Annotated in this window: 24 protein-coding genes; 12 read left to right on the forward strand and 12 right to left on the reverse strand. The window is 45.2% G+C overall.

Features of this window, described 5'->3' with window-relative positions; genetic code table 11:
• Positions 1–63 precede the first annotated feature (63 nt).
• From lptB to Xish_RS10460, 6 genes are read right to left on the reverse strand one after another with little or no spacing between them, the layout of a single operon-like run.
• On the reverse strand, positions 64–789 hold the full coding sequence (lptB, locus tag Xish_RS10435; protein WP_099117807.1) for an LPS export ABC transporter ATP-binding protein: 726 nt from the start codon (positions 787–789) through the stop codon (positions 64–66).
• Between the two features lie 6 nt (positions 790–795).
• Entirely contained in the window at positions 796–1,344 is a 549-nt protein-coding gene (gene lptA / locus Xish_RS10440; RefSeq protein ID WP_099117808.1) for a lipopolysaccharide ABC transporter substrate-binding protein LptA, read from the reverse strand.
• Entirely contained in the window at positions 1,325–1,918 is a 594-nt protein-coding gene (lptC, locus tag Xish_RS10445; protein ID WP_099117809.1) for an LPS export ABC transporter periplasmic protein LptC, read from the reverse strand. Before lptC ends, lptA begins: the two co-directional genes overlap by 20 nt.
• Before the next feature lie 18 nt (positions 1,919–1,936).
• Positions 1,937–2,500 (reverse strand): 3-deoxy-manno-octulosonate-8-phosphatase KdsC, encoded by a 564-nt coding sequence (gene kdsC / locus Xish_RS10450; protein ID WP_099117810.1) that lies wholly within the window; start codon positions 2,498–2,500, stop codon positions 1,937–1,939.
• Between the two features lie 37 nt (positions 2,501–2,537).
• Entirely contained in the window at positions 2,538–3,506 is a 969-nt protein-coding gene (gene kdsD, locus Xish_RS10455; protein WP_099117811.1) for an arabinose-5-phosphate isomerase KdsD, read from the reverse strand.
• A gap of 35 nt (positions 3,507–3,541) precedes the next feature.
• The gene (locus Xish_RS10460) at positions 3,542–4,519 is read right to left on the reverse strand and encodes a calcium/sodium antiporter (RefSeq protein ID WP_099117812.1); all 978 of its coding nucleotides are present in this window, start codon (positions 4,517–4,519) and stop codon (positions 3,542–3,544) included.
• Between the two features lie 232 nt (positions 4,520–4,751).
• Here Xish_RS10460 and mlaF point away from each other — a divergent pair, with 232 nt between their 5' ends.
• The 7 genes from mlaF (at position 4,752) to murA (ending at position 9,609) form a co-directional block, all read left to right on the forward strand.
• On the forward strand, positions 4,752–5,555 hold the full coding sequence (gene mlaF, locus Xish_RS10465; protein ID WP_099117813.1) for a phospholipid ABC transporter ATP-binding protein MlaF: 804 nt from the start codon (positions 4,752–4,754) through the stop codon (positions 5,553–5,555).
• A 10-nt stretch (positions 5,556–5,565) separates the two neighbouring features.
• A complete protein-coding gene (gene mlaE, locus Xish_RS10470) occupies positions 5,566–6,348 on the forward strand; it encodes a lipid asymmetry maintenance ABC transporter permease subunit MlaE (protein WP_099118727.1) in 783 nt (260 codons plus the stop codon).
• Positions 6,349–6,352: 4 nt separating this feature from the next.
• Positions 6,353–6,865 carry an outer membrane lipid asymmetry maintenance protein MlaD gene (gene mlaD, locus Xish_RS10475; protein ID WP_099117814.1) on the forward strand — a complete coding sequence of 171 codons (513 nt, stop codon included), beginning with the start codon at positions 6,353–6,355 and terminating at the stop codon, positions 6,863–6,865.
• A 33-nt stretch (positions 6,866–6,898) separates the two neighbouring features.
• Positions 6,899–7,528, forward strand: a complete 630-nt coding sequence (gene mlaC / locus Xish_RS10480; RefSeq protein WP_099117815.1) for a phospholipid-binding protein MlaC — start codon at positions 6,899–6,901, stop codon at positions 7,526–7,528.
• A 1-nt stretch (position 7,529) separates the two neighbouring features.
• A complete protein-coding gene (mlaB, locus tag Xish_RS10485) occupies positions 7,530–7,880 on the forward strand; it encodes a lipid asymmetry maintenance protein MlaB (RefSeq protein ID WP_099117816.1) in 351 nt (116 codons plus the stop codon).
• 154 nt (positions 7,881–8,034) lie between these two features.
• The gene (ibaG, locus tag Xish_RS10490) at positions 8,035–8,289 is read left to right on the forward strand and encodes a BolA family iron metabolism protein IbaG (protein ID WP_074020576.1); all 255 of its coding nucleotides are present in this window, start codon (positions 8,035–8,037) and stop codon (positions 8,287–8,289) included.
• 57 nt (positions 8,290–8,346) lie between these two features.
• Positions 8,347–9,609, forward strand: coding sequence for a UDP-N-acetylglucosamine 1-carboxyvinyltransferase (gene murA / locus Xish_RS10495; protein ID WP_099117817.1), 1,263 nt, complete (start codon positions 8,347–8,349; stop codon positions 9,607–9,609).
• Between the two features lie 55 nt (positions 9,610–9,664).
• Here murA and degS read toward each other — a convergent pair whose 3' ends face one another.
• The 3 genes from degS to zapG all read right to left on the reverse strand — a co-directional run bounded on the left by degS (position 9,665) and on the right by zapG (position 12,968).
• The gene (degS, locus tag Xish_RS10500) at positions 9,665–10,726 is read right to left on the reverse strand and encodes an outer membrane-stress sensor serine endopeptidase DegS (protein ID WP_099117818.1); all 1,062 of its coding nucleotides are present in this window, start codon (positions 10,724–10,726) and stop codon (positions 9,665–9,667) included.
• Positions 10,727–10,886: 160 nt separating this feature from the next.
• Positions 10,887–12,266: a Do family serine endopeptidase gene (locus Xish_RS10505; protein ID WP_099117819.1), complete on the reverse strand. Its 1,380-nt coding sequence runs from the start codon at positions 12,264–12,266 to the stop codon at positions 10,887–10,889.
• A gap of 303 nt (positions 12,267–12,569) precedes the next feature.
• Positions 12,570–12,968 (reverse strand): Z-ring associated protein ZapG, encoded by a 399-nt coding sequence (zapG, locus tag Xish_RS10510; protein ID WP_099117820.1) that lies wholly within the window; start codon positions 12,966–12,968, stop codon positions 12,570–12,572.
• Positions 12,969–13,317: 349 nt separating this feature from the next.
• Between zapG and zapE the strand changes: the two genes are divergently transcribed.
• The 5 genes from zapE (at position 13,318) to sspB (ending at position 17,088) form a co-directional block, all read left to right on the forward strand.
• The gene (gene zapE, locus Xish_RS10515) at positions 13,318–14,445 is read left to right on the forward strand and encodes a cell division protein ZapE (protein WP_099117821.1); all 1,128 of its coding nucleotides are present in this window, start codon (positions 13,318–13,320) and stop codon (positions 14,443–14,445) included.
• Between the two features lie 237 nt (positions 14,446–14,682).
• Positions 14,683–15,111 carry a 50S ribosomal protein L13 gene (gene rplM / locus Xish_RS10520; RefSeq protein ID WP_011148147.1) on the forward strand — a complete coding sequence of 143 codons (429 nt, stop codon included), beginning with the start codon at positions 14,683–14,685 and terminating at the stop codon, positions 15,109–15,111.
• Positions 15,112–15,126: 15 nt separating this feature from the next.
• Complete coding sequence (gene rpsI, locus Xish_RS10525; protein WP_045959780.1) at positions 15,127–15,519, forward strand: 30S ribosomal protein S9; 393 nt, start codon at positions 15,127–15,129, stop codon at positions 15,517–15,519.
• A gap of 426 nt (positions 15,520–15,945) precedes the next feature.
• The gene (sspA, locus tag Xish_RS10530) at positions 15,946–16,587 is read left to right on the forward strand and encodes a stringent starvation protein SspA (protein ID WP_099117822.1); all 642 of its coding nucleotides are present in this window, start codon (positions 15,946–15,948) and stop codon (positions 16,585–16,587) included.
• A gap of 3 nt (positions 16,588–16,590) precedes the next feature.
• Complete coding sequence (gene sspB, locus Xish_RS10535) at positions 16,591–17,088, forward strand: ClpXP protease specificity-enhancing factor (protein ID WP_099117823.1); 498 nt, start codon at positions 16,591–16,593, stop codon at positions 17,086–17,088.
• Between the two features lie 127 nt (positions 17,089–17,215).
• Here the strand turns inward: sspB and Xish_RS10540 are convergent, their stop codons facing one another.
• The 3 genes from Xish_RS10540 to gltB all read right to left on the reverse strand — a co-directional run bounded on the left by Xish_RS10540 (position 17,216) and on the right by gltB (position 23,923).
• Positions 17,216–17,662 carry a hypothetical protein gene (locus tag Xish_RS10540; protein WP_244185994.1) on the reverse strand — a complete coding sequence of 149 codons (447 nt, stop codon included), beginning with the start codon at positions 17,660–17,662 and terminating at the stop codon, positions 17,216–17,218.
• A gap of 374 nt (positions 17,663–18,036) precedes the next feature.
• Positions 18,037–19,455 (reverse strand): glutamate synthase small subunit, encoded by a 1,419-nt coding sequence (locus tag Xish_RS10545; RefSeq protein ID WP_099117825.1) that lies wholly within the window; start codon positions 19,453–19,455, stop codon positions 18,037–18,039.
• Between the two features lie 10 nt (positions 19,456–19,465).
• Positions 19,466–23,923 (reverse strand): glutamate synthase large subunit, encoded by a 4,458-nt coding sequence (gene gltB, locus Xish_RS10550; protein ID WP_099117826.1) that lies wholly within the window; start codon positions 23,921–23,923, stop codon positions 19,466–19,468.
• Between the last annotated feature and the right edge of the window lie 162 nt (positions 23,924–24,085).

Here is a 24,085-nt window from a genome sequence, read left to right on the forward strand (position 1 = left end):
ACCACTTTCTCCTTAATCGAGCTTGAATAGTTCCTTGAATCGCACCTGATAGAAGGATAAGAGTTAAAGGCGGAAACCTTCACCCAAATAGACGCGTTTGACCTGCTCGTTATTCAGGATGTCATTTGGGGAACCGTGGGCAATTAAATGACCTTGGCTGACGATATAGGCACGTTCACAGACATCCAGTGTTTCACGGACATTGTGGTCAGTAATGAGTACACCCAGCCCGTAATCCCGCAGGTGTTGGATGATCTTTTTAATATCCAGTACGGAAATGGGGTCAACGCCGGCAAAAGGTTCATCCAACAGGATGAATTTGGGATTGGCAGCCAGTGCACGGGCAATTTCCACACGACGGCGTTCACCACCGGAAAGTGATTGTCCAAGGTTATCACGCAGGTGAGAGATGTGAAATTCCTCCATCAACTCTTCTGCACGCTCTTTTCTCTGTTCTTGAGTCAGGTCTTTGCGGATTTCCAGTACCGCCATCAAATTGTCGAATACACTCAAACGACGGAAGATGGAAGCTTCCTGAGGCAGGTAACCTATCCCACGGCGTGCACGCTCATGCAGGGGCAGCAGGCTGATATCTTCTTCGTCAATGGTGATAGAACCAGCATCACGTGGAACAATGCCAACCACCATATAGAAAGTCGTCGTTTTACCTGCCCCGTTAGGACCAAGTAAGCCAACAATCTCCCCTGATTTCACGTTTAAGCTGACGTTCTCAACAACCTTGCGGCCTTTATAGGCTTTCGCCAGATTTTCTGCGTTTAGTATTGCCATCGGTCGTTATTTACCCTTTTTCTGAGCGTCAGCGCCGTTAACACCTGAGCCTTTTTCTTGTAGCTGGGCAGGTAACAGGACGGTAGTGACATGTTTACCTTTATCGCTAAAGGCTTCCATTTGTTGTTCTGGTACCAGATAAGTGATTTTATCGCCTTTGATATTGCTGTCTAGCTGTTCAAGATAGGCGTTTCCCGTTAGGGTGACCAGTTCTTTATCCATCTCATAGCGCATCTTTGATGCATGGCCTTTGAGGGGCTTACCATCATCTTGCAATTGGTAAAAAGTGGCAGGATTACCGAATGCTTCAATAACTGTCTTGTCAGAATTCCCTTCCGGGCGGGTAACAACGACTTTATCAGCATGAATGTCGATAGTGCCTTGTTTTACGATGACATTATCCGTAAATGTGGCAATGTTTCCGGTTAAATCCAGTGACTGCCTTTCTGAGTCAATGGTAATGGGTTTTTTTGTATCATCTTTTAAGGCCAGTACGGGCAGGCTGACAGCAAAAAGTGTACTGGCAATAACGGAATTACGGATTAGGTTGTTCATGTGGAATCTCATATTGAGTGGTCACCTTTTCAATCAGTTCAGCAGTTTTGTTTCGCAGATTGCCACGCATTTTCATGCCAACAGATTTAAGACCGACACCGATAAGAGTGACTCGGTCATCGGATGCGACGTCCTGGGTTGTCAGATTGACGATCGCATTGTCTGTTGTGATCCGCTGCAATTGTGACGCATCGTTCAGGCTATCCACTTGGACATCCCCGTACAAATAGAGCATTTTATCTTGGGTCAGCTTGGCCTTATTGGCGCGTACTGTCCATGTCGCTATCGGGGTTCCAGGGTTGCCATTAGGGTCAAATGTTGTCAATACAGGATTGGTAAACCAAGTCAGTTTGGCTTCCGTATAGTTTTGAACATCGTCAGCAACCAGCTTGTAAGTAAGCTTACCTGCCGGATCATAAACAAAAGTGATGGCTTCCTGTGTTTGATAAGTCGGATAACCATCATCCACAATTGCTGATGAGGTATCATCATTTACATTCGATAAATTCCAGCCGATCAGCGCAAGCGCGATCAGTGCCAATATTGCGATCAGCCAGGATTGAATTTTGCTCATTCTTTTTTCAATTTTAATTTATATGGATAACCCTTTGGCATCTTCGAGTTTATTCTGCGCGAAGAGCACCAAATCACAAAGTTCCCTGACTGCACCACGACCGCCGGCAATCTGAGTCACATAATCTGCTTTTGGCAACAGTAATGGATGGGCATCAGCAACTGCAACAGATAATCCAACTTGTGCCATGACAGGCCAGTCAATAAGGTCATCACCAATATAGGCGACTTGTTCTGGCTGCAACGCTAGTTTATCCAACAGTTCCTTATACGCCAAAACCTTATCGTGTTGTCCTTGGTAAAGATGTGTAATACCTAAGGTTTTTGCCCGATTTTCCAGCAATTTTGCGTTACGCCCAGTAATGATAGCAACTTCAATACCGGAGGTGATTAAGCAACGGATGCCATAACCATCACGAACGTTAAAGGCTTTCAGTTCTTCGCCTGCATTGCCCATGTAGATAAGTCCATCAGACATCACGCCATCAACATCACAAATCAAGAGATGGATTTGACGGGCTTTTTCGATAATTGATTTGTTAACTGGGCCATAACAGGTGTCCAGGTACTCTTTTTGACTCATTAAGAAATTCTCTTAAGATTGATGTTATGTTTATGTTTTAAACAACACCGGCCTGCAAAAGATCGTGCATGTGTAGTACTCCCAGTAATTTGTCATCTTCTGTGACCAATAGTGAGGTAATGTGGCGTAATTGCATTAGGTTTAAGGCATCAACCGCTAGTGCATTGGGTTTGATACGAATACCGCCGGCAGTCATGACATCAGAAATTTTTGCATTGTTTAAATCGATACCCATATCGAAAACACGGCGCAAATCGCCATCGGTAAAAATACCACGGATCTGCATGTCATCATCACAAATAACCGTCATGCCCAATTTTTTGCGGGTGATTTCCACCAAAGCCTCGCGCAGAGTCGCTGTACGGGGAACGCGGGGAATGTCATTACCCGTGGTCATTAAATCACTGACCAGTAGCAAAAGTTTGCGTCCGAGTGCTCCACCAGGATGGGAAAGGGCGAAGTCTTCAGCCGTAAAGCCACGGGCTTGCAAGAGTGCAAGAGCTAATGCATCTCCCATAACGAGTGTGGCGGTGGTGCTGGTCGTAGGGGCTAACCCCAATGGGCAGGCTTCTTGCGGCACTTTGATACACAGGTGAATATCTGCGGCTTTGCCCATGTTGCTGTTGCGATTATTTGTCATGCAGATGAGCGGGACTTTTTGTCGCTTGAGTACGGGAATTAACGCCAGAATTTCATTTGATTCACCGGAATTGGAAATAGCCAACACGATGTCTTTTGCTGTTACCATACCAAGATCGCCGTGGCTGGCTTCGCCAGGATGGACAAAGAACGAAGGTGTACCGGTGCTGGCAAATGTCGCAGCGATTTTCCGCCCAATATGACCGGATTTCCCCATCCCCATCACAATGATTTTTCCTTCACAACTAAACATTAATTCGCAGGCTTGGCTGAAATCGTCATTAATGTATTGCTCCAGGCCAACCAGCCCTTCAAGTTCAATATGTAATACTTGCTTACCTGCTTGCTGAAAATCGATTTTAGGCATTTTTACTTCCCACTCTTTTCCCATTCAATCGGCAATTACTCAGTACCGTAATAATTAGAAACAAAAAGTACGACAAAATAAGCGATAAAACAGCTTAGTAGCAAGATGCCGTTCAATCGGTTCAATCGATGCTTTCTTCCCAGACAAAATACCGTAAATAGTATACTCGCTGCCATCATGACCCAAAAATCCCGAGAAAATGCTGGAGGTGAAAAAGCACTAGGGGAGAGTATGGCGGGAACCCCCAAGACAAGGGTGGCATTGAAGACGTTCGAGCCAACAATATTGCCCATTGCCATGTCACTCTCGCCTTTGATGGCCGCTGCAATGACGGTGGCAAGTTCAGGCAAGCTGGTTCCCACGGCAAGAATTGTCAGGCCAATCACCAGTTCGCTAACATGATAAATGCGCGCAATAACGGTTGCATTATCAATCACCATGCGGGTAGAAATAGGAAGAATAATTAACCCCAAAACAACCCAAAGAAGCGCAATTCCTTTGTTGCCTTCGACCGGCAATTCTGAATTTCTTTCCTGGGTATAACTATCAATCCCATTGTGTTGGGAGAAAGCGGTCATTTTTATCATCAGTGAGATGAATAAAAGAGCGGCAAGCACTAAAAGAATACCGTCCAGTCGGCTCAGGTATCCATTGGACAGCAAATACCCTGCAAATGCAGTGATCGCCAACATGAGGGGAACTTCTTGTCGCAGAATTTCTGATTTTACCTTGATTGGCTTAATGAAAGCTGCTGCTCCCGTAATTAGCAACAGGTTAGTAATATTAGAACCAATGGCATTGCCTATGGCCATATCTGGTTGTCCATCCAAAATTGCCGTGACAGATACCATCAGTTCTGGCAGCGAGGTTCCTATTCCCATAATAACCAGGCCGACAATAAAAGGGGGGATTTTCATAGCATGGGCAAAAACAGCCGCACCATAAACTAATCTATCAGAACCATACACCAGTAAAATCAACCCGGTAATGAGCAGTACAATTGTCAGAAACATGGTGTGTCCCTTAAATAAGTTTTATTCTGAGCATAACGCCAATGATGGTTGATTTTTAAATCATGGAATGTTTATTCAGCTAGACTTATACATTCTGACGATCAAGCGATAAAAAGTAAAATTTGTCATAACTTTGCTAACGCAAAGTTGGGCAATTTTTTGTAGTATGCATTATTAATTATTTAAATACAGTTATGAAGACAGTTCTATTAACGGTTAGGGGCTATCAATAATGAGTCAACAAACAGCAAATCTTATCGAGATCTGCGGAATGCATTTCACTCGAGGCCAACGCCCGATTTTTGCTGATATTAATCTGACCGTTCCGAAAGGAAAGATTACCGCTATTATGGGACCTTCTGGTATAGGAAAAACTACGTTGCTGCGTTTGATCGGGGGGCAAATTCGCCCTGAACGTGGTGAAATTTGGTTTGATGGCGATAATATTCCGGCATTGTCCCGCCCACACCTTTATGCTGCCCGCAAGAAAATGAGCATGTTATTTCAGTCAGGTGCATTGTTCACTGATCTGAATGTTTTTGACAATGTGGCTTTTCCTCTGCGTGAGCATACCCAACTGCCTGAAACGTTGATTCACACAACCGTGATGATGAAGCTGGAAGCGGTGGGACTGCGTGGCGCTGCACATTTGATGCCATCGGAACTTTCTGGCGGTATGGCAAGAAGAGCGGCATTAGCAAGGGCGATTGCACTCGATCCTGACTTAATCATGTTTGATGAACCCTTTGTCGGTCAAGACCCTATCACGATGGGTGTTTTGGTAAAGTTGATCGATGAATTGAACCATGCACTGGGGGTCACGTGTGTCATTGTTTCCCACGATGTACCTGAAGTACTGAGTATTGCCGATTATGCTTATATTGTGGCTGAGAAAAGGGTGATCGCAGAAGGTACTCCAGATCAATTGAGAATGAAGCAGGATCAGCGGGTACGTCAATTTCTTGATGGTATTGCTGATGGGCCTGTGCCTTTCCGTTTCCCAGCCGGGGATTATAAAACTGAGTTATTAGGATGATGGAATGTTGATGTTAACACGGACATTAGCAGCAATGGGCCGACGTGCGATTGAGGCTACGGCTTCATTCGGCCGTGCGGGCTTTATGCTGTTCAATGCAATCATTGGTAAGCCAGAGCCTGCCAAACAATGGACACTGTTGCGCCAGCAACTGTATAGCTTAGGTGTCCAGTCTCTTCTGATCATTGTAGTTTCAGGATTATTTATTGGCATGGTGTTGGCCTTGCAGGGCTATCTGGTTTTGACCACATTTAGTGCGGAAGGCAGCCTTGGCATGATGGTGGCGCTGTCACTGCTGCGTGAACTGGGACCTGTGGTAACCGCACTACTGTTTGCAGGGCGAGCGGGTTCAGCTTTGACCGCAGAAATTGGCCTGATGAAAACCACTGAACAAATTTCCAGTCTGGAGATGATGGCGGTTGACCCGCTGCGCCGAGTTATTGCCCCTCGCTTTTGGGCGGGTTTTATCAGCATGCCTTTGCTCTCCTTGATCTTTGTTGCTGTGGGGATACTGGGTGGTGCAATAGTAGGTGTCGATTGGAAAGGTATTGATGGTGGCTTTTTCTGGTCATCCATGCAGTCTGCGATAGAGTGGCAAAAAGATTTACTCAACTGTTTTCTCAAGAGTGTCGTTTTTGCTATTACGGTAACCTGGATTGCACTATTCAATGGTTATGATGCTATCCCGACATCGGAAGGGATCAGCAGGGCGACGACGCGCACAGTAGTGCATGCGTCGTTGGCGGTATTGGGTTTGGATTTTGTGCTGACAGCACTGATGTTTGGGAACTAAGTCGATGCAAAGCAAGAAAAATGAAATTTGGGTGGGTGTTTTTGTCTTGATTGCGTTGGCTGCAATCATTTTTTTATGCCTCAAAGTTGCAGATATTCGATCTTTCGGCAGCCAGCCAACTTATCGTGTCTATGCCACATTTGACAATATTGGTGGCCTGAAAGTCCGTTCACCAGTGAAAGTTGGCGGAGTCGTGATTGGTCGTGTGGATAAGATCTGGTTGGATCACAAAACTTATACGCCACAAGTTGAACTGGATATTTTCACTCGATACGACAATATTCCCAATACCAGTTCGCTTTCTATCCGAACTTCAGGGTTATTGGGAGAGCAATATGTTGCTCTCAATATCGGTTTTGATGATCCTGATTTAGGCACTACCATGTTGAAAGATGGCGATCGTATTGAAGATACCAAGCCGGCGATGGTACTTGAAGATTTGATTGGGCAGTTCTTGTATAAAAATAGTGGCGGAAGTCAGGAAAAATCCGCTTCGATATCTGAACAGGCACACTAACCAGCAATCCACTATTTAGGAGGAACAATATTTATGTTTAAACGATTACTTATGGTTGCGTTGCTGGTGGTTGCGCCATTGGCCAGCGCTACAGATCAAACCAACCCCTATGCATTGATGAAAGATGCAGCGGAAAAAACGTTTAGCCGTTTGAAGAACGAGCAACCACAGATTCAGGCCAATCCAGAAGTTTTGCGCCAGATTGTGCGTCAAGAATTGCTGCCTTATGTGCAGATAAAATATGCAGGAGCACTGGTTCTGGGGCCTTACTACAAACAAGCGACACCTGAGCAGCGTGATGCTTATTTCAAGGCATTTGGATCCTATCTGGTGCAGGCGTATGGTCAGGCCTTGGCGATGTATCACGGACAAGATTATCAGATTGCACCAGAACAGCCGTTGGGTGATAAGACAATAGTTGCCATTCGTGTCACGATTACCGATCCTAATGGGCAGCCGCCAGTTCGTCTAGATTTCCAATGGCGTAAAAACAGTAAGACAGGTTATTGGCAGGCTTATGACATGATCGCAGAAGGCGTGAGTATGATCACGACCAAACAGAATGAATGGGCGGATATCCTGCGTCATAAAGGCATTGATGCTCTGACAGAACAATTGGCTATCAGTGCGAAAGCCCCGATCACTTTAGAAAAGAAAAAGTGATATGGAAAAAACGACTTTTGATAACGGCATGATTAACGGAAACGTCAATCAGGGAACTGTTAGCTGGGAAAAAGCCGGTAATACATTGTTTCTGCAAGGCACATTGGATCGTGATAGTCTGCTGCCGCTTTGGCAACAAAAAGAGCACATTCTGGAGGGCATTGACAATATTGATGTCTCCCAACTGAGCCGTGTAGATTCTACGGGATTGGCTCTGTTTATCCAATTAAAGGGGGAATGCCAGAAACGTGGCACGCCACTGACCTTTTCAGGCATAGGTGAACGTCTGAGTACGTTGATAACGTTGTATGGACTGCAAGCTCTTCTGGACGATAATCAGTCTAAGGTGTAATTCCTTTTTTTGATCATCAACGCCCTTGTAAGCTATCAACTTACAGGGGCGTTTTTCTTGGTTTAAGAGTTGCCTGTATTCCTTTAGGATGAGCATCTACTATTATTTTTTTATTTAACGACACTATTTTCTAACGACGAGTGTGAGCAAGTTTATGGATACAAATGAAATCAAAAAAGTGCTGATGGAAAAATTGGCACTTGATGAAGTTATTGTTAGTGGTGACGGCAGCCATTTTCAGGTTATTGCTGTTGGCGCATTTTTTGATGGTCTGAGCAGAGTAAAACAGCAGCAGGCTGTTTATGCTCCTTTGATGGAATACATCGCTGATAACCGCATTCATGCGTTGTCAATCAAAGCCTATACACCTGCACAATGGCAGCGTGATCGTAAGCTTCAGGGACTTTAAAGCTGTTTGCCTCGCCGCGAACAGCACACTTTGAATTAAATAAGAGAATCATGACAGATGGATAAATTTCGTGTGAAAGGGCCTACCTGCCTGTCGGGAGAGGTGACTATTTCCGGGGCAAAAAATGCCGCCTTACCAATTATGTTTGCAGCGTTATTGGCAGAAGAGCCAGTTGAACTACAGAACGTTCCTGAATTGAGAGATATTGATACCACGATCAAATTGCTTAATCGTTTGGGAACAAAAGTGGAACGTAATGGATCTGTCTTTATTGATGCCAGTGGAGTCAATGAATATTGTGCCCCTTATGAACTAGTTAAGACAATGCGAGCATCCATCTGGGCACTGGGACCGTTGGTGGCACGTTTCGGGCAGGGGCAGGTCTCTTTGCCTGGCGGCTGCGCTATCGGGGCTCGCCCTGTTGATCTCCATATTTCTGGCCTGGAGCAGCTTGGCGCAAAAATCGTGCTGGATGAAGGGTATGTCAGAGCCACTGTGGATGGCCGTTTGAAAGGTGCCAGCATTGTCATGGATAAGGTCAGTGTCGGGGCAACGGTTACTATCATGACTGCGGCAACACTGGCAGAAGGAACAACTACCATTGAAAACGCTGCGCGGGAGCCTGAAATTGAAGATACGGCTAATTTTCTCAATATACTGGGAGCAAAAATCAAAGGTGCAGGCACCGATCGCATTGTGATTGAGGGCGTTGAGCGTTTAGGTGGTGGTGTTCATCGTATACTGCCTGATCGTATCGAAACGGGCACTTTCTTGATCGCTGCGGCGGTTTCACGCGGTAAGGTGGTTTGTCGTCATGCGAAACCTGATACCCTGGATGCTGTTTTAGCCAAGTTGCGTGAAGCAGGAGCCGATATCAAAGTAGGAGACGACTGGATTAGCCTTGATATGCATGGCCAGCAGCCGAAAGCTGTGACATTTCGGACGGCACCACATCCGGGGTTCCCAACCGATATGCAGGCGCAATTTAGCCTATTGAATATGGTTGCGGATGGCGCAGGAATGATCACCGAAACCATTTTTGAAAATCGCTTCATGCATATCCCTGAGTTGATTCGCATGGGGGCACGGGCTGAGATTGAGAGCAATACAGTACTGTGTCACGGTGTTGAAAAATTATCGGGTGCTCAGGTAATGGCGACGGATTTGCGTGCTTCTGCAAGTTTGGTATTGGCGGGTTGCATTGCTGAAGGAACGACAATCGTAGATCGTATTTATCATATTGACCGGGGTTACGAGCATATTGAAGATAAGCTACGTGGTCTTGGAGCAAATATTGAGCGTATTAAGACAACCGGCTAAACAGAATTAGATATTCTTTTTCGCCCACCTTGTGGGTGAGGTGGGCGAGAAAAGATTAGTAGCCATCAAACTCATCGATTGTGACGTTAAGTGTGAGGGAAGCTCCGTCGCGTAGAACCGTGACAGGAACAACACTGCCCGGACGAATTTCCGCAACTTTATCCATTGTTTCCACAGGTGAGATGGCGGGTTGGTGATTAACACTGGTAATGATGTCTCCCACTTTGATCCCCGCTTTTTCAGCCGGACCATTAGGTGCGACCTGAAAAACACGTAATCCCTGAATTTGATTGATATTACTGCCTGATGAGCGAATATAGGGTAATTCTCTGGCGGTGATGCCTATATATCCCCGAATAACTCGGCCATCACGGATCAATTTCTGCATAATTGTGGTTGCCAGTTTTGTTGGAATGGCAAATCCCAATCCTTCCGGTGTTGAGCCAAACTCAGACTTATCGAACGTCAACGTATTGATGCCAACTAATTCACCTAACGTATTGACCAAAGCGCCACCGGAATTACCTTGGTTAATTGATGCATCTGTTTGCAGGAAATTCTGGCGACGTGTTGGGCTAAGGCCGACACGTCCAGTTGCACTGATAATGCCTTGTGTAATGGTTTGTCCCAAGTTGTACGGATTGCCGATAGCCAACACGATATCCCCTACATGAGCCACTCGTTTAGAATTAATTGGGATCACCGGAAGGTTTGTGGCATTGATTTTTAACACTGCCAGATCGGTTGGACCATCTGAGCCGACGAGCAGTGCTTCATAAAAGCGCCCATCTTGCAAGGCGACAATAATAGACGCTGCTTTATTGATAACATGCCGATTAGTGAGAATATAGCCCTGTTCACTCATAATGACACCGGAACCCAAGGGAAAGAGTTCCCTGCTTTCTTGGGAAAAACTGCCCATGCTGCTGCTGTAAATATTGACTACAGCAGGCGCAGCCCGACGGACTGCTTTGCTAAAACTGGATATCTTATCGCTACTGCTGTTATCGCTCAGGAAATTTTTCAAACCACTGGGGCGCAGGGATGGTATCGCGACCAGCAAAATAGCGGCAATCAATAATCCTATGAGTATAGAACGCAATAACTTGATCAGCATGACATTATTCAGAGTAGTAATTGATTGAAAGAAGAATAGCATAGAAGTGGACAGACACAGCAGTACCCTGCGTCTGTCGTTTCATCTTGCAAGTTGCGGCTGGGTTGTGCCGCAACTCGAAATCTATTGGATATAAGGGGTATTTTTCATACTCAATAGATTAATTACGCAGTAAGAGATAAACATTATCGTCACCACGTAAGACGTTTAATGCGATAACAGAAGGCTTTTCTTCAGTGATCCTGCGTAATTCACTGATATTCCGTACACGCACATTATTGGCACCAATAATTAAGTCATCCTTCTGTAAACCTGATATTGCAGCAGGTGAGTTCGGGATAATCGAATCTACTTTGATGCCTTGGGTATTTTTTATCGTGCTATTGCTCAGGGTTGCGCCTTGCAGGGCGATACTCAGTTTTTCAGCTTTGGTTGGCTCGCCATCACTGTTATCCAGGATAACGGTGACTTCAAGCGACTTCCCTTTGCGCAGCAGGCCAATTTTGACTTCTTTGCCCGGTGCTGTTGTACCAATCTTCGCACGTAGTTCAGCAAAACTGTTAATTCTCTTACCATCAAAGGAAATCAGGACATCTCCTGATTTAATACCTGCTTTAGCGGCGGCCGATTTAGGGATAACTTCGCTGACGAATGCCCCTTTCTGTGCTTCAACGTTGAGTGCTTTGGCAATGTCTGCTGTCATCTCGGTGCCTTTGATACCGAGTATGCCGCGCTTAACTTCCCCGTGAGCAATAATCTGTGCGGAAAGGGTTTTGGCCATATTACTAGGGATGGCAAAACCAATACCCACGTTACCGCCGCCTGGTGCGATGATAGCGGTGTTAATACCAATCAATTCACCTTTCAGGTTAATCAATGCGCCACCGGAGTTACCCCGATTGATAGGGGCATCGGTCTGGATAAAGTTTTCCAGACCTTCCAGATTAAGGCCACTACGGCCAAGAGCGGAGATGATCCCAGATGTGACAGTTTGCCCTAATCCGAATGGGTTACCGATTGCAATTGCGTAGTCTCCAACGCGCAATTGGTCGGAATCGGCAAACTTGATGGCTGTCAGATTCTTGGCATCTTGCACTCGTAAAAGTGCAATATCAGTTTGTGGATCACGTCCAATGAGTTTTGCTGAGAATTCACGGCCATCATTTAATTGAACGCGTATTTTATTTGCATTATTAATGACATGGCTATTAGTTAATATATAACCTTTGCTAGCATCAATAATCACGCCTGAGCCTAAACCCGTGAATGGGCGGCTTCTTGGTTCTTGGGGGGGAAAAGCCGGCCCAAAGAAGAACTGAAAATCTTCAGGTAATTGAAGCTGTTGGTTTTGTACCTCTGTACCTGAAACATGAATCGTAACAACAGAAGGCAGCACTTTTTCCAACATGGGAGCAAGACTGGGTAATTCTTGAGAAGTTATTGCAGCAGGTAGGGCTGCATTACTTACCATTGGAACTGAAGCTACAGACAGTCCGATACTAATAGCGAGTGCGCTAAGCAATGTATTTTTTCTTTTCATGAATACGTTCTCTTACATACCTAAGCTAGAAAAGGAAATTGTGTTTAAAAGACCTATCCTGTCAGGAGAATTGCTACTGTGGAAATCACTTATTCCTGAGGGTTAGATAGGTCTTAAGCATCATTGTGTCAATGCTGTTATGACTCTCAATTATTCAGCAAAGTTCACTAATAAAGTCTTTTCAATGGGTTTCTTTACAGGTATTTACGTGTATCAAAAATAAAAAAACAAAAATCTTTCCCTTGGATGAAGGTCACCAAAGGGAGCCGTGGTAGCTATTGTTACCACGGCAAAGTGCATTAATTATTTATCCTGAGTCGGACGGAATAGGCCAGATGCACCCTCAGAATAATCCCGTGGAGGCATGTTAGCAGTCACTTTATTTTTCTCGGTTTCGGATTCGCTCAGACGATAATTGAAAGGATTATCCTGTACGGGCATATTGGGCATCAGTTCATTGGAACTTTTAGCCATGTGTTGATATAACTGACGGTAATCGCGTGCCATATTGTCAAGTAATTCAGCGCTACGGGCGAAATGGCTGACCAGTTCTTTGCGATATTCTTCCAATTCAGTCCGATTTTTCTCCAATTCAGCTTGTAGTGCATTTTGTTGGCGTAGCTTTGAACTACCAAAGCGGACAGCCAGCGCGCCGATGATAAAACCGATAATTAATCCGATCAGGGCATATTCCCAAGTCATGGCAACTCCTTTAGTAACATCGTTATTCTGCAATATTGTTTTTGCAATGTTCTAGAGCCTTATCCCATTAGGCAGTTCTGTTTGCAAGGATATACAACTATTGGGATAGGCTCTTGGTTCATGATGACCACTATAACCGTTAATTTAGTCAGAGTGGAATATTGATTATTAATTAATTAATTTATCTGTAATCTAATATATTAATTTTATACAGATTTACCAAAGTATGTAGGCAAGGTTCTTATCCAAAAGTATGCATCTTGATTCGAATCAGTAGGAATTGGCATAGTTCTTACCCGTAAATTACGATACACACTGAGAATAAAAAATTTTAAGGATTGTCATTTTCATGTCACCGATTACACCTTCATCTCTCTATCAATCAGCATTGTCTGATGGTCAGTATCAACCTGACGAAGTACAGCGTAAGACTGTTGAACGCCTTGATATCATTCATCGTGACCTCATCAATGTTCAACTGAGCCATACTCCGCAAGCCAGTGGATTGAAAGGTATATTGGGCAAGTTGTTTGGTCGGCCATCTTCTGAACGATGCCAGCCTGTTCAGGGTCTTTATATGTGGGGAGGTGTCGGGCGTGGCAAAACATGGCTGATGGATATGTTTTACCAGAGTTTACCGACTGAGCGAAAGTTGCGTCTCCATTTCCACCGTTTCATGCTACGGGTACATGAAGAGTTAACAACGTTACAAGGACATGAAGATCCTTTGGAGATCATTGCGGATGGCTTCAAAGCACAGACGGATATACTCTGCTTTGATGAATTTTTTGTGTCCGATATTACGGATGCTATGCTCCTCGGCACATTGCTGGAAGCTTTGTTTGTACGGGGAATTGCTTTGGTGGCGACATCCAATATTCCACCTGATGAGTTATATCGCAATGGATTGCAGCGTGCGCGATTTCTGCCAGCCATTGAGCAGATCAAAAAGTATTGTGATGTTATGAATGTGGATGCTGGGATAGATTATCGCCTACGGACACTGACACAGGCTCATCTCTATTTGACGCCATTATCAGAAAAAAATCGACAAGAGATGCGCCATATGTTCCTGCGTTTAGTTGGACGAGAAGGGGAGCCGAATCCAATATTGGAGATCAATCATCGCGACATGCCTGTAATCAGGAGTGTTGATGGCGTATTGGCAATCCATTTCAAAACGTTGTGTGAAGATCCGCGTAGTCAACTGGACTATATTGCCTTGTCGAAGATTTATCATTCTGTCTTGTTGCACGATATGCCGATTATGACAACATTGAATGAAAATGCTGCTCGGCGTTTCATTGCCTTGGTAGATGAATTCTATGAACGTCAAGTGAAACTCATCATTAATGCTGACGCGCCGATGGAACAGATTTATCAAGGCGAGTTGTTGACGTTTGAATATCAACGTTGTCTATCTCGATTGCAGGAAATGCAAAGTGAGGAATACCTGAAACTGCCACATTTGCCCTGATTTCTTTGTCCGTTAGGATAATTATTGAATTTGGGGTCGATTTTTTATGATGAGTTCTCTATAATCTTGCGACCCCACGTTACAGCAGGATTTTTTATTTCCCAAAAAACTTGCATTAGTGCCGGCATAGGCTATTCGAAGGGGTAGGTTTGCTGGACATGAGTCGTGTGAACCTCAAAAACAGTTTCTGAACATCGAGTGTTCACCAACGTGTAACTTATAATTGGGTAAGCTTTAATGAAAACTTTTACAGCTAAACCAGAAACCGTAAAACGCGACTGGTATGTTGTTGACGCAGATGGCAAAACTTTAGGCCGTCTTGCAACTGAAGTAGCTCGTCGCCTACGCGGCAAGCACAAAGCGGAGTACACTCCGCACGTTGATACTGGTGATTACATCATTATTGTTAACGCAGAAAAAGTTGCTGTAACCGGCAACAAACGTTCTGACAAAATTTATTATCACCACACTGGCCACATCGGTGGTATCAAGCAAGCGACCTTTGAAGAGATGATTGCCCGCCGTCCTGAGCGTGTCATTGAAATCGCGGTTAAAGGCATGCTGCCAAAAGGGCCACTGGGTCGTGCAATGTACCGTAAACTGAAAGTTTACGCGGGCAGCGAGCACAACCACGCGGCACAGCAACCACAAGTTCTGGACATTTAATCGGGATTATAGGCAATGGCTGAAAATCAATACTACGGCACTGGTCGCCGCAAAAGCTCTTCCGCTCGTGTCTTCATTAAGCCAGGTAGCGGTAACATCGTAATCAACCAACGCAGCCTCGAAGTTTACTTCGGTCGTGAAACTGCACGCATGGTTGTTCGTCAGCCACTTGAGCTGGTTGATATGCTGAACAAACTGGATCTGTACATCACTGTTAAAGGTGGTGGTATTTCTGGTCAGGCAGGCGCAATCCGTCACGGTATCACCCGTGCACTGATGGCTTATGACGAGACTCTGCGTTCTGAACTTCGCAAAGCTGGCTTCGTTACTCGCGATGCTCGTGAAGTTGAACGTAAAAAAGTGGGTCTGCGCAAAGCACGTCGTCGTCCACAGTTCTCCAAACGTTAATTTATTGCCACAACTGTGGCAATGGGTTAAAGTTAAAAACCCGTCATTTTTATGGCGGGTTTTTTATTCTTTCAGACTTTTACTCTTCTATAATTCTCTATTTTTAGTAAAAAAATAGCATTTTTGAGAAATTAATTCCCAGACTCTAATATTTCATCATTAAATCTCAATGTACTTCCCCACAAAATGTGCAAAATCTGGTAGACTAATAACAATTTTTTGCCTTATCCATGAGTTTGCCCGATTTGGCAGAGGTAAAATATATCCCAAGAGATTTTCTTGTTACAGCCAATAAGCTGTTGCCAGAAAATAAAGGGGGATAACCTCGGATAATAAGTGCGAAACAGGATGAGAATATGAGCGAGAATAGCCGCTGTTTATGGAAGGGCTGTTCGTTCCTTTTTTTAGATAAACTTGGAGGTTTTCATGGCTGTCGCTGCCAACAAACGTTCGGTAATGACTCTGTTTTCCGGCCCGACCGACATTTTTAGCCATCAAGTGAGAATTGTGCTGGCGGAAAAAGGGGTCAGCGTAGAGATTGAACACGTTGAATCGGGTAATTTACCTCAGGATTTGATTGATTTGAATCCTTATCAATCTGTTCCTACTCTCGTCGATCGTGAGCTGACCCTGTATGATTCTCGCATCATTATGGAATATCTGGATGAGCGTTTCCCGCATCCACCACTCATGCCTGTGTATCCTGTCGCACGAGGTTCCAGCCGTCTGATGATGCATAGAATTGAAAAAGACTGGTATTCCCTGATGTACAAAATTCAGGAAGGAAGTATTCAGGAAGCGAATGCTGCACGTAAACAGCTTGCTGAAGAATTACTGGCGATTGGGCCCATTTTCCGAGAAATGCCTTTCTTCATGAGTGAAGAGTTCAGCTTGGTGGATTGTTATTTATCTCCGCTGCTGTGGCGTTTGTCTGTCTTGGGAGTTGAGCTATCAGGACCAGGTGCCAAAGATCTTCAAGTCTATATGCAACGTGTATTTGAACGTGATGCATTCCTGGCCTCATTGACGGAAGCTGAACGTGAAATGCGTTTACAATCACGGAGTTAATATATGGAGATGACTCGAATGTCTCCACGCCGCCCCTATCTATTGCGGGCACATTATGAATGGCTGTTGGATAATGACATGACCCCGCATATTGTTGTGGATGTTAACTTTTATGGCGTTAACGTCCCGATGGAATATGCACAAAATGGGCAAATTATTTTGAATATCTCGCCGAGAGCGGTTGGCAATTTGCAATTGACGAACGATGAAGTGAGATTCAATGCCCGATTTGGTGGTGTTGGTCGTCAAGTGACTGTCCCAATGGCGGCTGTGATTGCGGTTTATGCCCGTGAAAATGGCGCAGGAATGATGTTTGAGCCAGAATTAGCCTATGACGTGGATAATACCGAGTCAGAAGAAACGGATATGCCAGCAGCGGATAATCTGGTGCTTCTCCATACTAGTCAGCGTGATAGAAAAGCTTCTCATGATGATGATTCGCCAGATGACGAACCACCTCAACCGCCAAAAGGCCGCCCAGCCTTGCGCGTCGTGAAATAATTGTCAAAGCTTATACCCAATAGACTTCAAATTGCAGACAGTAAAACCGCAGTTTGGAAGGTGAGGGGCTTCGTTAGAGATGAAAATAGAGGAGACATTGATCTCCTTTATTTTTAGAATATTAGTTCTACATGTAACTAAGCGCTTTCTCAAATTCCCATATACAAGCTTCGATACTATATTGGTTTTCTCCCCTATTAGATTTTTCCACAACTCTTAGGCTATCTATCATTTTCTTGGTAAATGCTTTTTGTTGGCTGAGTCCTCTGATCGTTGGAGGTGTATCGCAGATATCAGTGAATGAAAGGGAACGATGTGATTGTATCAGTGACAATACTTCTACAGGATTTTCAGTTAAAGCAACAGATAAAGCCTGAGTAATTTGGCGGGAAAAATTTTGGTGGATATTAGGGGATAGCTTAAAAGCAACTTGAAGCCATTGTTTATCACCCGTCGCAATATTCTGGATAATTTTGTCCTGTTCATGTTCTGCGTTTATCTCTGCTACAACAGAATTTACTCCTCTTTCTTGCACTTGCTGCATAATTTCAGCAGGAGTAGAGAATCTGGCCATTGAGGGCAAACTTGTTAAGGATATAAAAGAGAAGCAGAGTATCTGGGTGAGTAAGCGCATATATTTCTACCTATTATTATCACTTTAATGGTCTTTTATTTCATGTCTATTTAATCAGTTTTGCTAAGCAATTTTATTGTCGAAAAAAATAAACCTTATTGCTGTATTACGGTATTGCACTATTACTGTATTGCTATAATGAGCAGGAGATTAAATCGATATATTTAACTTTAAGGTATAAGAATAGTCGCATAAATCCCAAAAATACAAGTAATCAGGTAGTAAAAGAAAATAAAAAAATGTTGGGTTTTTTATTTTTGGGGATCTTCTCCGACTAAAAGGTCGGAGAAGTTATTAGAAAAAAGAATGAAATATTAGATTTCAAGATAGTCGAGGATACCGAAAGCGGCTTTTCTGCCTTCATCAATGGCGGTCACTACCAAGTCAGAACCACGTACAGCATCCCCGCCTGCGAATATTTTAGGGTTACTGGTCTGGAAAGGCAGATCACTGGTTCCAGGCGCTATAATACGGCCTTTTTGATCGAGCTTGACTTGATGTCCATCCAGCCAGCTCATGGCGTGAGGCTTGAAACCAAATGCCGTAATCACCGCATCGGCTTCTATCAAAAATTCGGAACCTTGAATAATTTCAGCCTGACGACGGCCTTTTTCATCTATGGCACTCAGTTGTGTTTTCACCACCTTGACACCACAAACCCGTCCTGCTCCATTAATCTCAACGCTAATGGGTTGCAGGTTAAAACGAAACTCAACCCCCTCTTCTTTAGCATTTTTTACTTCACGACGAGAGCCAGGCATATTTTCCTCATCCCGCCGATAGGCACAGATAATACGGGTCGCACCTTGGCGAATTGAAGTACGGACACAGTCCATTGCTGTATCCCCGCCCCCCAGTACCAGAACACGTTTACCCTTCATATCAACATAAGGCTGTTCAGGCAGAGAAGGGTAACCCATCAAATGTCGAGTGTTGGCGATTAAGAAAGGTAAGGCGTCATACACTCCGTCAGCGTTTTCGTTCTCCAGTCCACCGTGGATGGATTGATATGTACCCACCCCAAGGAATACAGCGTCAAATTCTTTGGTGAGTTCAGCCAGCGTGATATCTCGGCCTATCTCTGTATTGAGACGGAATTCAATACCCATCCCGGAAAATATTTCACGGCGGCGGATCATCACCTCTTTTTCCAGTTTAAAGGCGGGAATGCCAAAGGTGAGCAAGCCGCCTATTTCAGGATGGCGATCGTAGACCACTACTTGTACACCATTACGTGTCAGGACATCTGCACAGGCTAATCCTGCTGGTCCGGCCCCAATCACGGCGACACGTTTAGCGGTTGGGATGACATGCGACAGATCCGGTTTCCAGCCCATTGCGATAGCTGTGTCACTAATATAGCGTTCAATGTTGCCGATAGTGACAGCACCAAAGTCGTCATTCAGGGTACAAGCACCTTCACACAGGCGATCTTGCGGACAGACCCGCCCACAGACTTCCGGCAGGCTGTTAGTCTGGTGGGATAATTCTGCTGCTTCGATGATGCGCCCTTCATTGATGAGTTTCAGCCAATTTGGGATGTAATTATGTACCGGACATTTCCATTCGCAGTATGGGTTACCACAAGAAAGACAGCGATCTGCTTGTGCCTGTGCCTGTATTTCAGAAAATGGTTCATAAATCTCAACAAATTCTATTTTTCTGATTTTCAATGATTTCTTAGGAGGATCGACACGTTGTAAGTCGATAAATTGATAAACATTTTGACTCATGATTAACTCCTTACTGTGCCTGAACCCGCAATTCGGCAGAAGAACGGCTACGGTGCCCCAATAACGCATTGACATCACTGGATTTAGGTTTAACTAAAGCAAATCTATTGACCCATTGAGACCAATTTTCCAATATGCTTTCACCGTGTTGAGAGTTTGTCAGACGGACATGTTCGGTGATTAGTCCCCGCAGATGTTCTTTATGAATAGCAAGAGTATCTATTGAGAGAACTTCTACCAGTTCTGGATTGACGCGTTGGCGGAAGTCATCAAATTCATCAAGTACGTAAGCAAATCCACCTGTCATGCCTGCGCCAAAATTTACGCCAGTGCTGCCGAGGACACAGACGATCCCGCCAGTCATGTATTCACAACCATTGTCGCCAATCCCCTCAATAACGGTGATGGCGCCTGAATTACGTACCGCGAAACGTTCACCGGCATGTCCGGCAGCAAAGAGTTTCCCGCCGGTTGCACCATAAAGGCAGGTATTGCCGATAATAGTGGCTGCATTGCTTTTAAAGGCTGAGCCGACAGGAGGCAGGATGGCAATACAGCCACCAGCCATTCCCTTACCGACATAATCATTGGCATCGCCGATTAAAGTCAGTTCGACACCGGCAGCATTCCAGACGCCAAAACTTTGTCCGGCCGTTCCATTGAAATGCAATTTGATAGGATCGGCAGCCCGCCCTTGATCGCCATACCGAGCCGCAATTTCACCAGAGAGAGAGGCACCAACAGAACGATCTGTATTTCGGATATCAAAATAGAACGTTTTGCTTTGCGAGCTTTCCACATAAGGCATAGCTTGGGTGACGATCAATTTATTTAGCGTTCCTTGGTCAAAAGGAGGATTACTTTCTGTGCAATGTAATGCTTTGCCGGTATGAGGTGCTGCCGTTTCCAGCAATGGTTCCAGATTAAGCTTACTTTGCTTGGCAGAGATTCCCTCAAGTATTTCCAGCAAATCTGTTCGGCCAATCAAATCCGTCAATTTTTTCACCCCTAATTGCGCCATCAATTCGCGTGTTTCCTGCGCAATAAAGCGGAAATAGTTAATAACCCTTTCTGGCAGGCCGTGATAGTGAGATTGGCGTAGTTTTTCATCCTGCGTAGCGACACCAGTGGCACAGTTATTTAAGTGACAGATGCGCAAATATTTACAGCCGAGAGCAACCATTGGACCAGTGCCAAAACCGAAACTTTCTGCCCCTAAAATAGCCGCCTTGATAATATCCAGCCCCGTTTTCAGGCCGCCATCAACCTGAAGGCGGATCTTATGGCGTAATCCATTGGCAACCAGCGCTTGTTGGGTCTCCACGAGTCCCAGTTCCCACGGACAACCCGCATATTTGACAGAAGAAAGCGGGCTGGCACCCGTGCCGCCATCATAACCGGCAATAGTGATCAAATCGGCATAGGCTTTGGCGACACCTGTAGCAATGGTGCCGACGCCAGGCTCTGAAACTAACTTGACGGAAATCAGTGCCTTTGGATTTACCTGTTTCAGATCGAAAATTAATTGAGCCAGATCTTCGATGGAGTAAATATCGTGGTGGGGTGGTGGCGAAATCAGGGTCACTCCAGGGACGGAGTAGCGCAATTTGGCAATATAAGGCGTGACCTTATCTCCTGGCAATTGGCCCCCTTCCCCGGGTTTTGCCCCTTGGGCGACTTTTATCTGGATCACATCGGCACTGGCTAGATACGCGGGTGTAACCCCAAATCGGCCAGAAGCAACTTGCTTGATGCGGGAAACTTTATTTGTATGATAACGCGCAGGATCTTCCCCACCCTCGCCAGAATTAGAAAAACCCCCTAGTGTATTCATCGCTTCTGCCAGTGCTTCATGAGCTTCAGGACTGAGTGCGCCAATGGACATGGCGGCGGTATCAAAACGTTTGAACAGAGCTTCTGCGGGTTCTACATCGTCAATATTGATAGGATCGCCTTTAGGGGAAAGGGCTAGCAGATCCCGCAATGTTGTAATGGGGCGACCATTGACCCGTTCGGAATATTTCAGGTAATCACTGTAGTTACCACTGTGAACAGCAGCCTGCAATGTGCTGACAACATCTGGGTTATACGCGTGATACTCCCCATTATGGACATATTTCAGCAACCCACCTTGATCAATAGGATAGCGCTGTAGCCATGCACGTTTGGAAAGATTACGCAGATCTTGTTCAAAATCGCTGAAATCTGCCCCGCCAATACGACTGACAACACCATTGAAACAGATATTTGTTACGTCGGAATGCAGGCCGACGGCTTCAAATAATTTAGAGCAACGGTAAGAAGAAATAGTAGAAATGCCCATTTTGGACATAATCTTATACAACCCTTTATTAATGCCATTGCGGTAATTAAGCATCACGCGGGCATATGGCGCATTGATTGTGCCATCATCCACCATTTTTCCCAGTGATTCATAAGCCAGATAAGGGTAAACAGCGGTAGCGCCAAAACCAATCAACACGGCAAAATGATGTGGATCACGTGCACTGGCGGTTTCTACGATCAAGTTGGTGTCGCAGCGCAGGTTCTTCTCAACCAGACAGTGTTGGATCGCACCGACTGCCATTGGCGCAGGAATGGGGACTCGTTCAGGTGAAATATTGCGATCTGACAGTACCAGCAACACAGCACCATTGCGGGCAAGTTCTTCTGCTCTTTCACATAAAGCTAATACAGCCTGTTTCAGGGTGATTTCCTGTGAATTGAAAGTCAAATCCAGCGTATCAGCGCGATAATAGGATTCCTGATGTGTTGTCAGTTGTACAAAATCAGAGTAAAGCAGAACTGGTGATTGAAAGCACAATCGATGAGCCTGCCCTTCCGCTTCGCAAAAGACATTCATTTCTCGCCCAATGCGGGTCGCCAGCGACATCACATGGGCTTCGCGTAATGGATCGATGGGAGGATTAGTGACTTGGGCGAATTGCTGGCGAAAATAGTCGTAGATAATGCGAGGACGGCTGGAAAGTACGGCAAACGGTGTGTCATCGCCCATGGAGCCCGTCGCTTCTTGGCCATTCTCACCGAGGGCGCGGATAATTTGCTCCAACTCTTCATGACTGTAGGCAAACTGCTTGTGATAAGTTGCCAACAGGCGATCATCTAAATCTCTCTGCCCAACCTGCTCTTCCGGCAACTCTTCAAAGGGAATCAAACGCTTGACGTTTTTTTCTAACCATTCTTTATAAGGGTGACGGCTTTTCAAATCATTATCAGTTTCGGCAGAGTGGAGAATGCGACCCTCATAGGTATCGATAACCATTAACTCACCTGGCCCGACTCGGCCTTTCTCGACGACTTCATCAGGTTGGTAATCCCAAATACCAACTTCAGAAGCGCAGGTAATCAGCTTATCTTTGGTAATCACATAGCGGGCAGGGCGCAAGCCATTGCGATCTAAATTACAAGCGGCATAACGCCCATCAGAAATAACGATACCAGCCGGTCCATCCCAAGGCTCCATGTGCATGGAATTAAAATCGAAGAACGCACGCAGATCATCATCCATATCAGGGTTATTCTGCCATGCCGGTGGAACGAGCAAACGCATTGCGCGGATTAAATCCATACCGCCATTGAGAAACAGTTCCAGCATGTTGTCCAGTGAACTGGAGTCGGAGCCGGTTTCATTCACAAAAGGTGCAGCAGTATATAAGTCAGGGATCAATGGTGTGCGGAATTTATAGGCGCGTGCTTTAGCCCATTCACGGTTTCCCGTAATGGTGTTAATTTCCCCATTGTGAGCCAGATAGCGAAAGGGTTGTGCTAACGGCCAGCGGGGAACGGTATTGGTTGAAAAGCGTTGGTGGAACAAGCAGATGGCAGATTCCATACGCAAATCGGCTAAATCGGGGTAGAAACGCGGTAAATCCGCAGCCATGCACAACCCTTTATAAACCGTAACCAGATTGGACAGGCTGCAAATATAAAAGTCATTGTCGGTGATGCGTTTTTCGATGCGGCGTCGGGAAACGAACAAGCGGCGTTCCAGATCTTGCGCTCGCCATCCGGCAGGTGCATTGATAAAAACTTGCTCAATGCGAGGCAGGCTTGATAGGGCAATATCACCCAGGATATCGCAATTGATAGGCACTTCCCGCCAACCAACAATGGATAGGGTTTCGTGTTGTAATTCTTCTTCAATAATATCACGGCATAATTGGGCGACTTTAGCATCCTGGCTTAGAAACAACATACCGACGGCATAATTTTTAGCGAGCCGCCATGACTGCTCGCGGGCGATCATTTGAAAGAAACGGTCTGGTTTTTGCATTAACAAACCACAGCCATCACCCGTTTTTCCATCCGCCAGAATTGCGCCTCGGTGTTGCATCCGAGCCAGTGCATGTATGGCCGTGCGTACCACTTTGTGGCTTGGCTCTCCTTCAATATGTGCGATTAATCCAAAGCCACAGTTATCTTTTTCCTGCAATTTATCATACAACATTGTAAAGCTCCCCAAGTTCTGTCCGACTCTCACATCACTCGCGAGGTTATCGATATATATTTTTTTACAGACGTCTAATTTGCGCCCTCAGTAAAACACCACTTGTTTTATTGGCATTAACAAGCGGTGAATCAAAATGATGTTATGTTATCTATCACTGCA

It is taken from the genome of Xenorhabdus ishibashii, assembly GCF_002632755.1.
Taxonomy (GTDB): Bacteria; Pseudomonadota; Gammaproteobacteria; order Enterobacterales; family Enterobacteriaceae; genus Xenorhabdus; species Xenorhabdus ishibashii.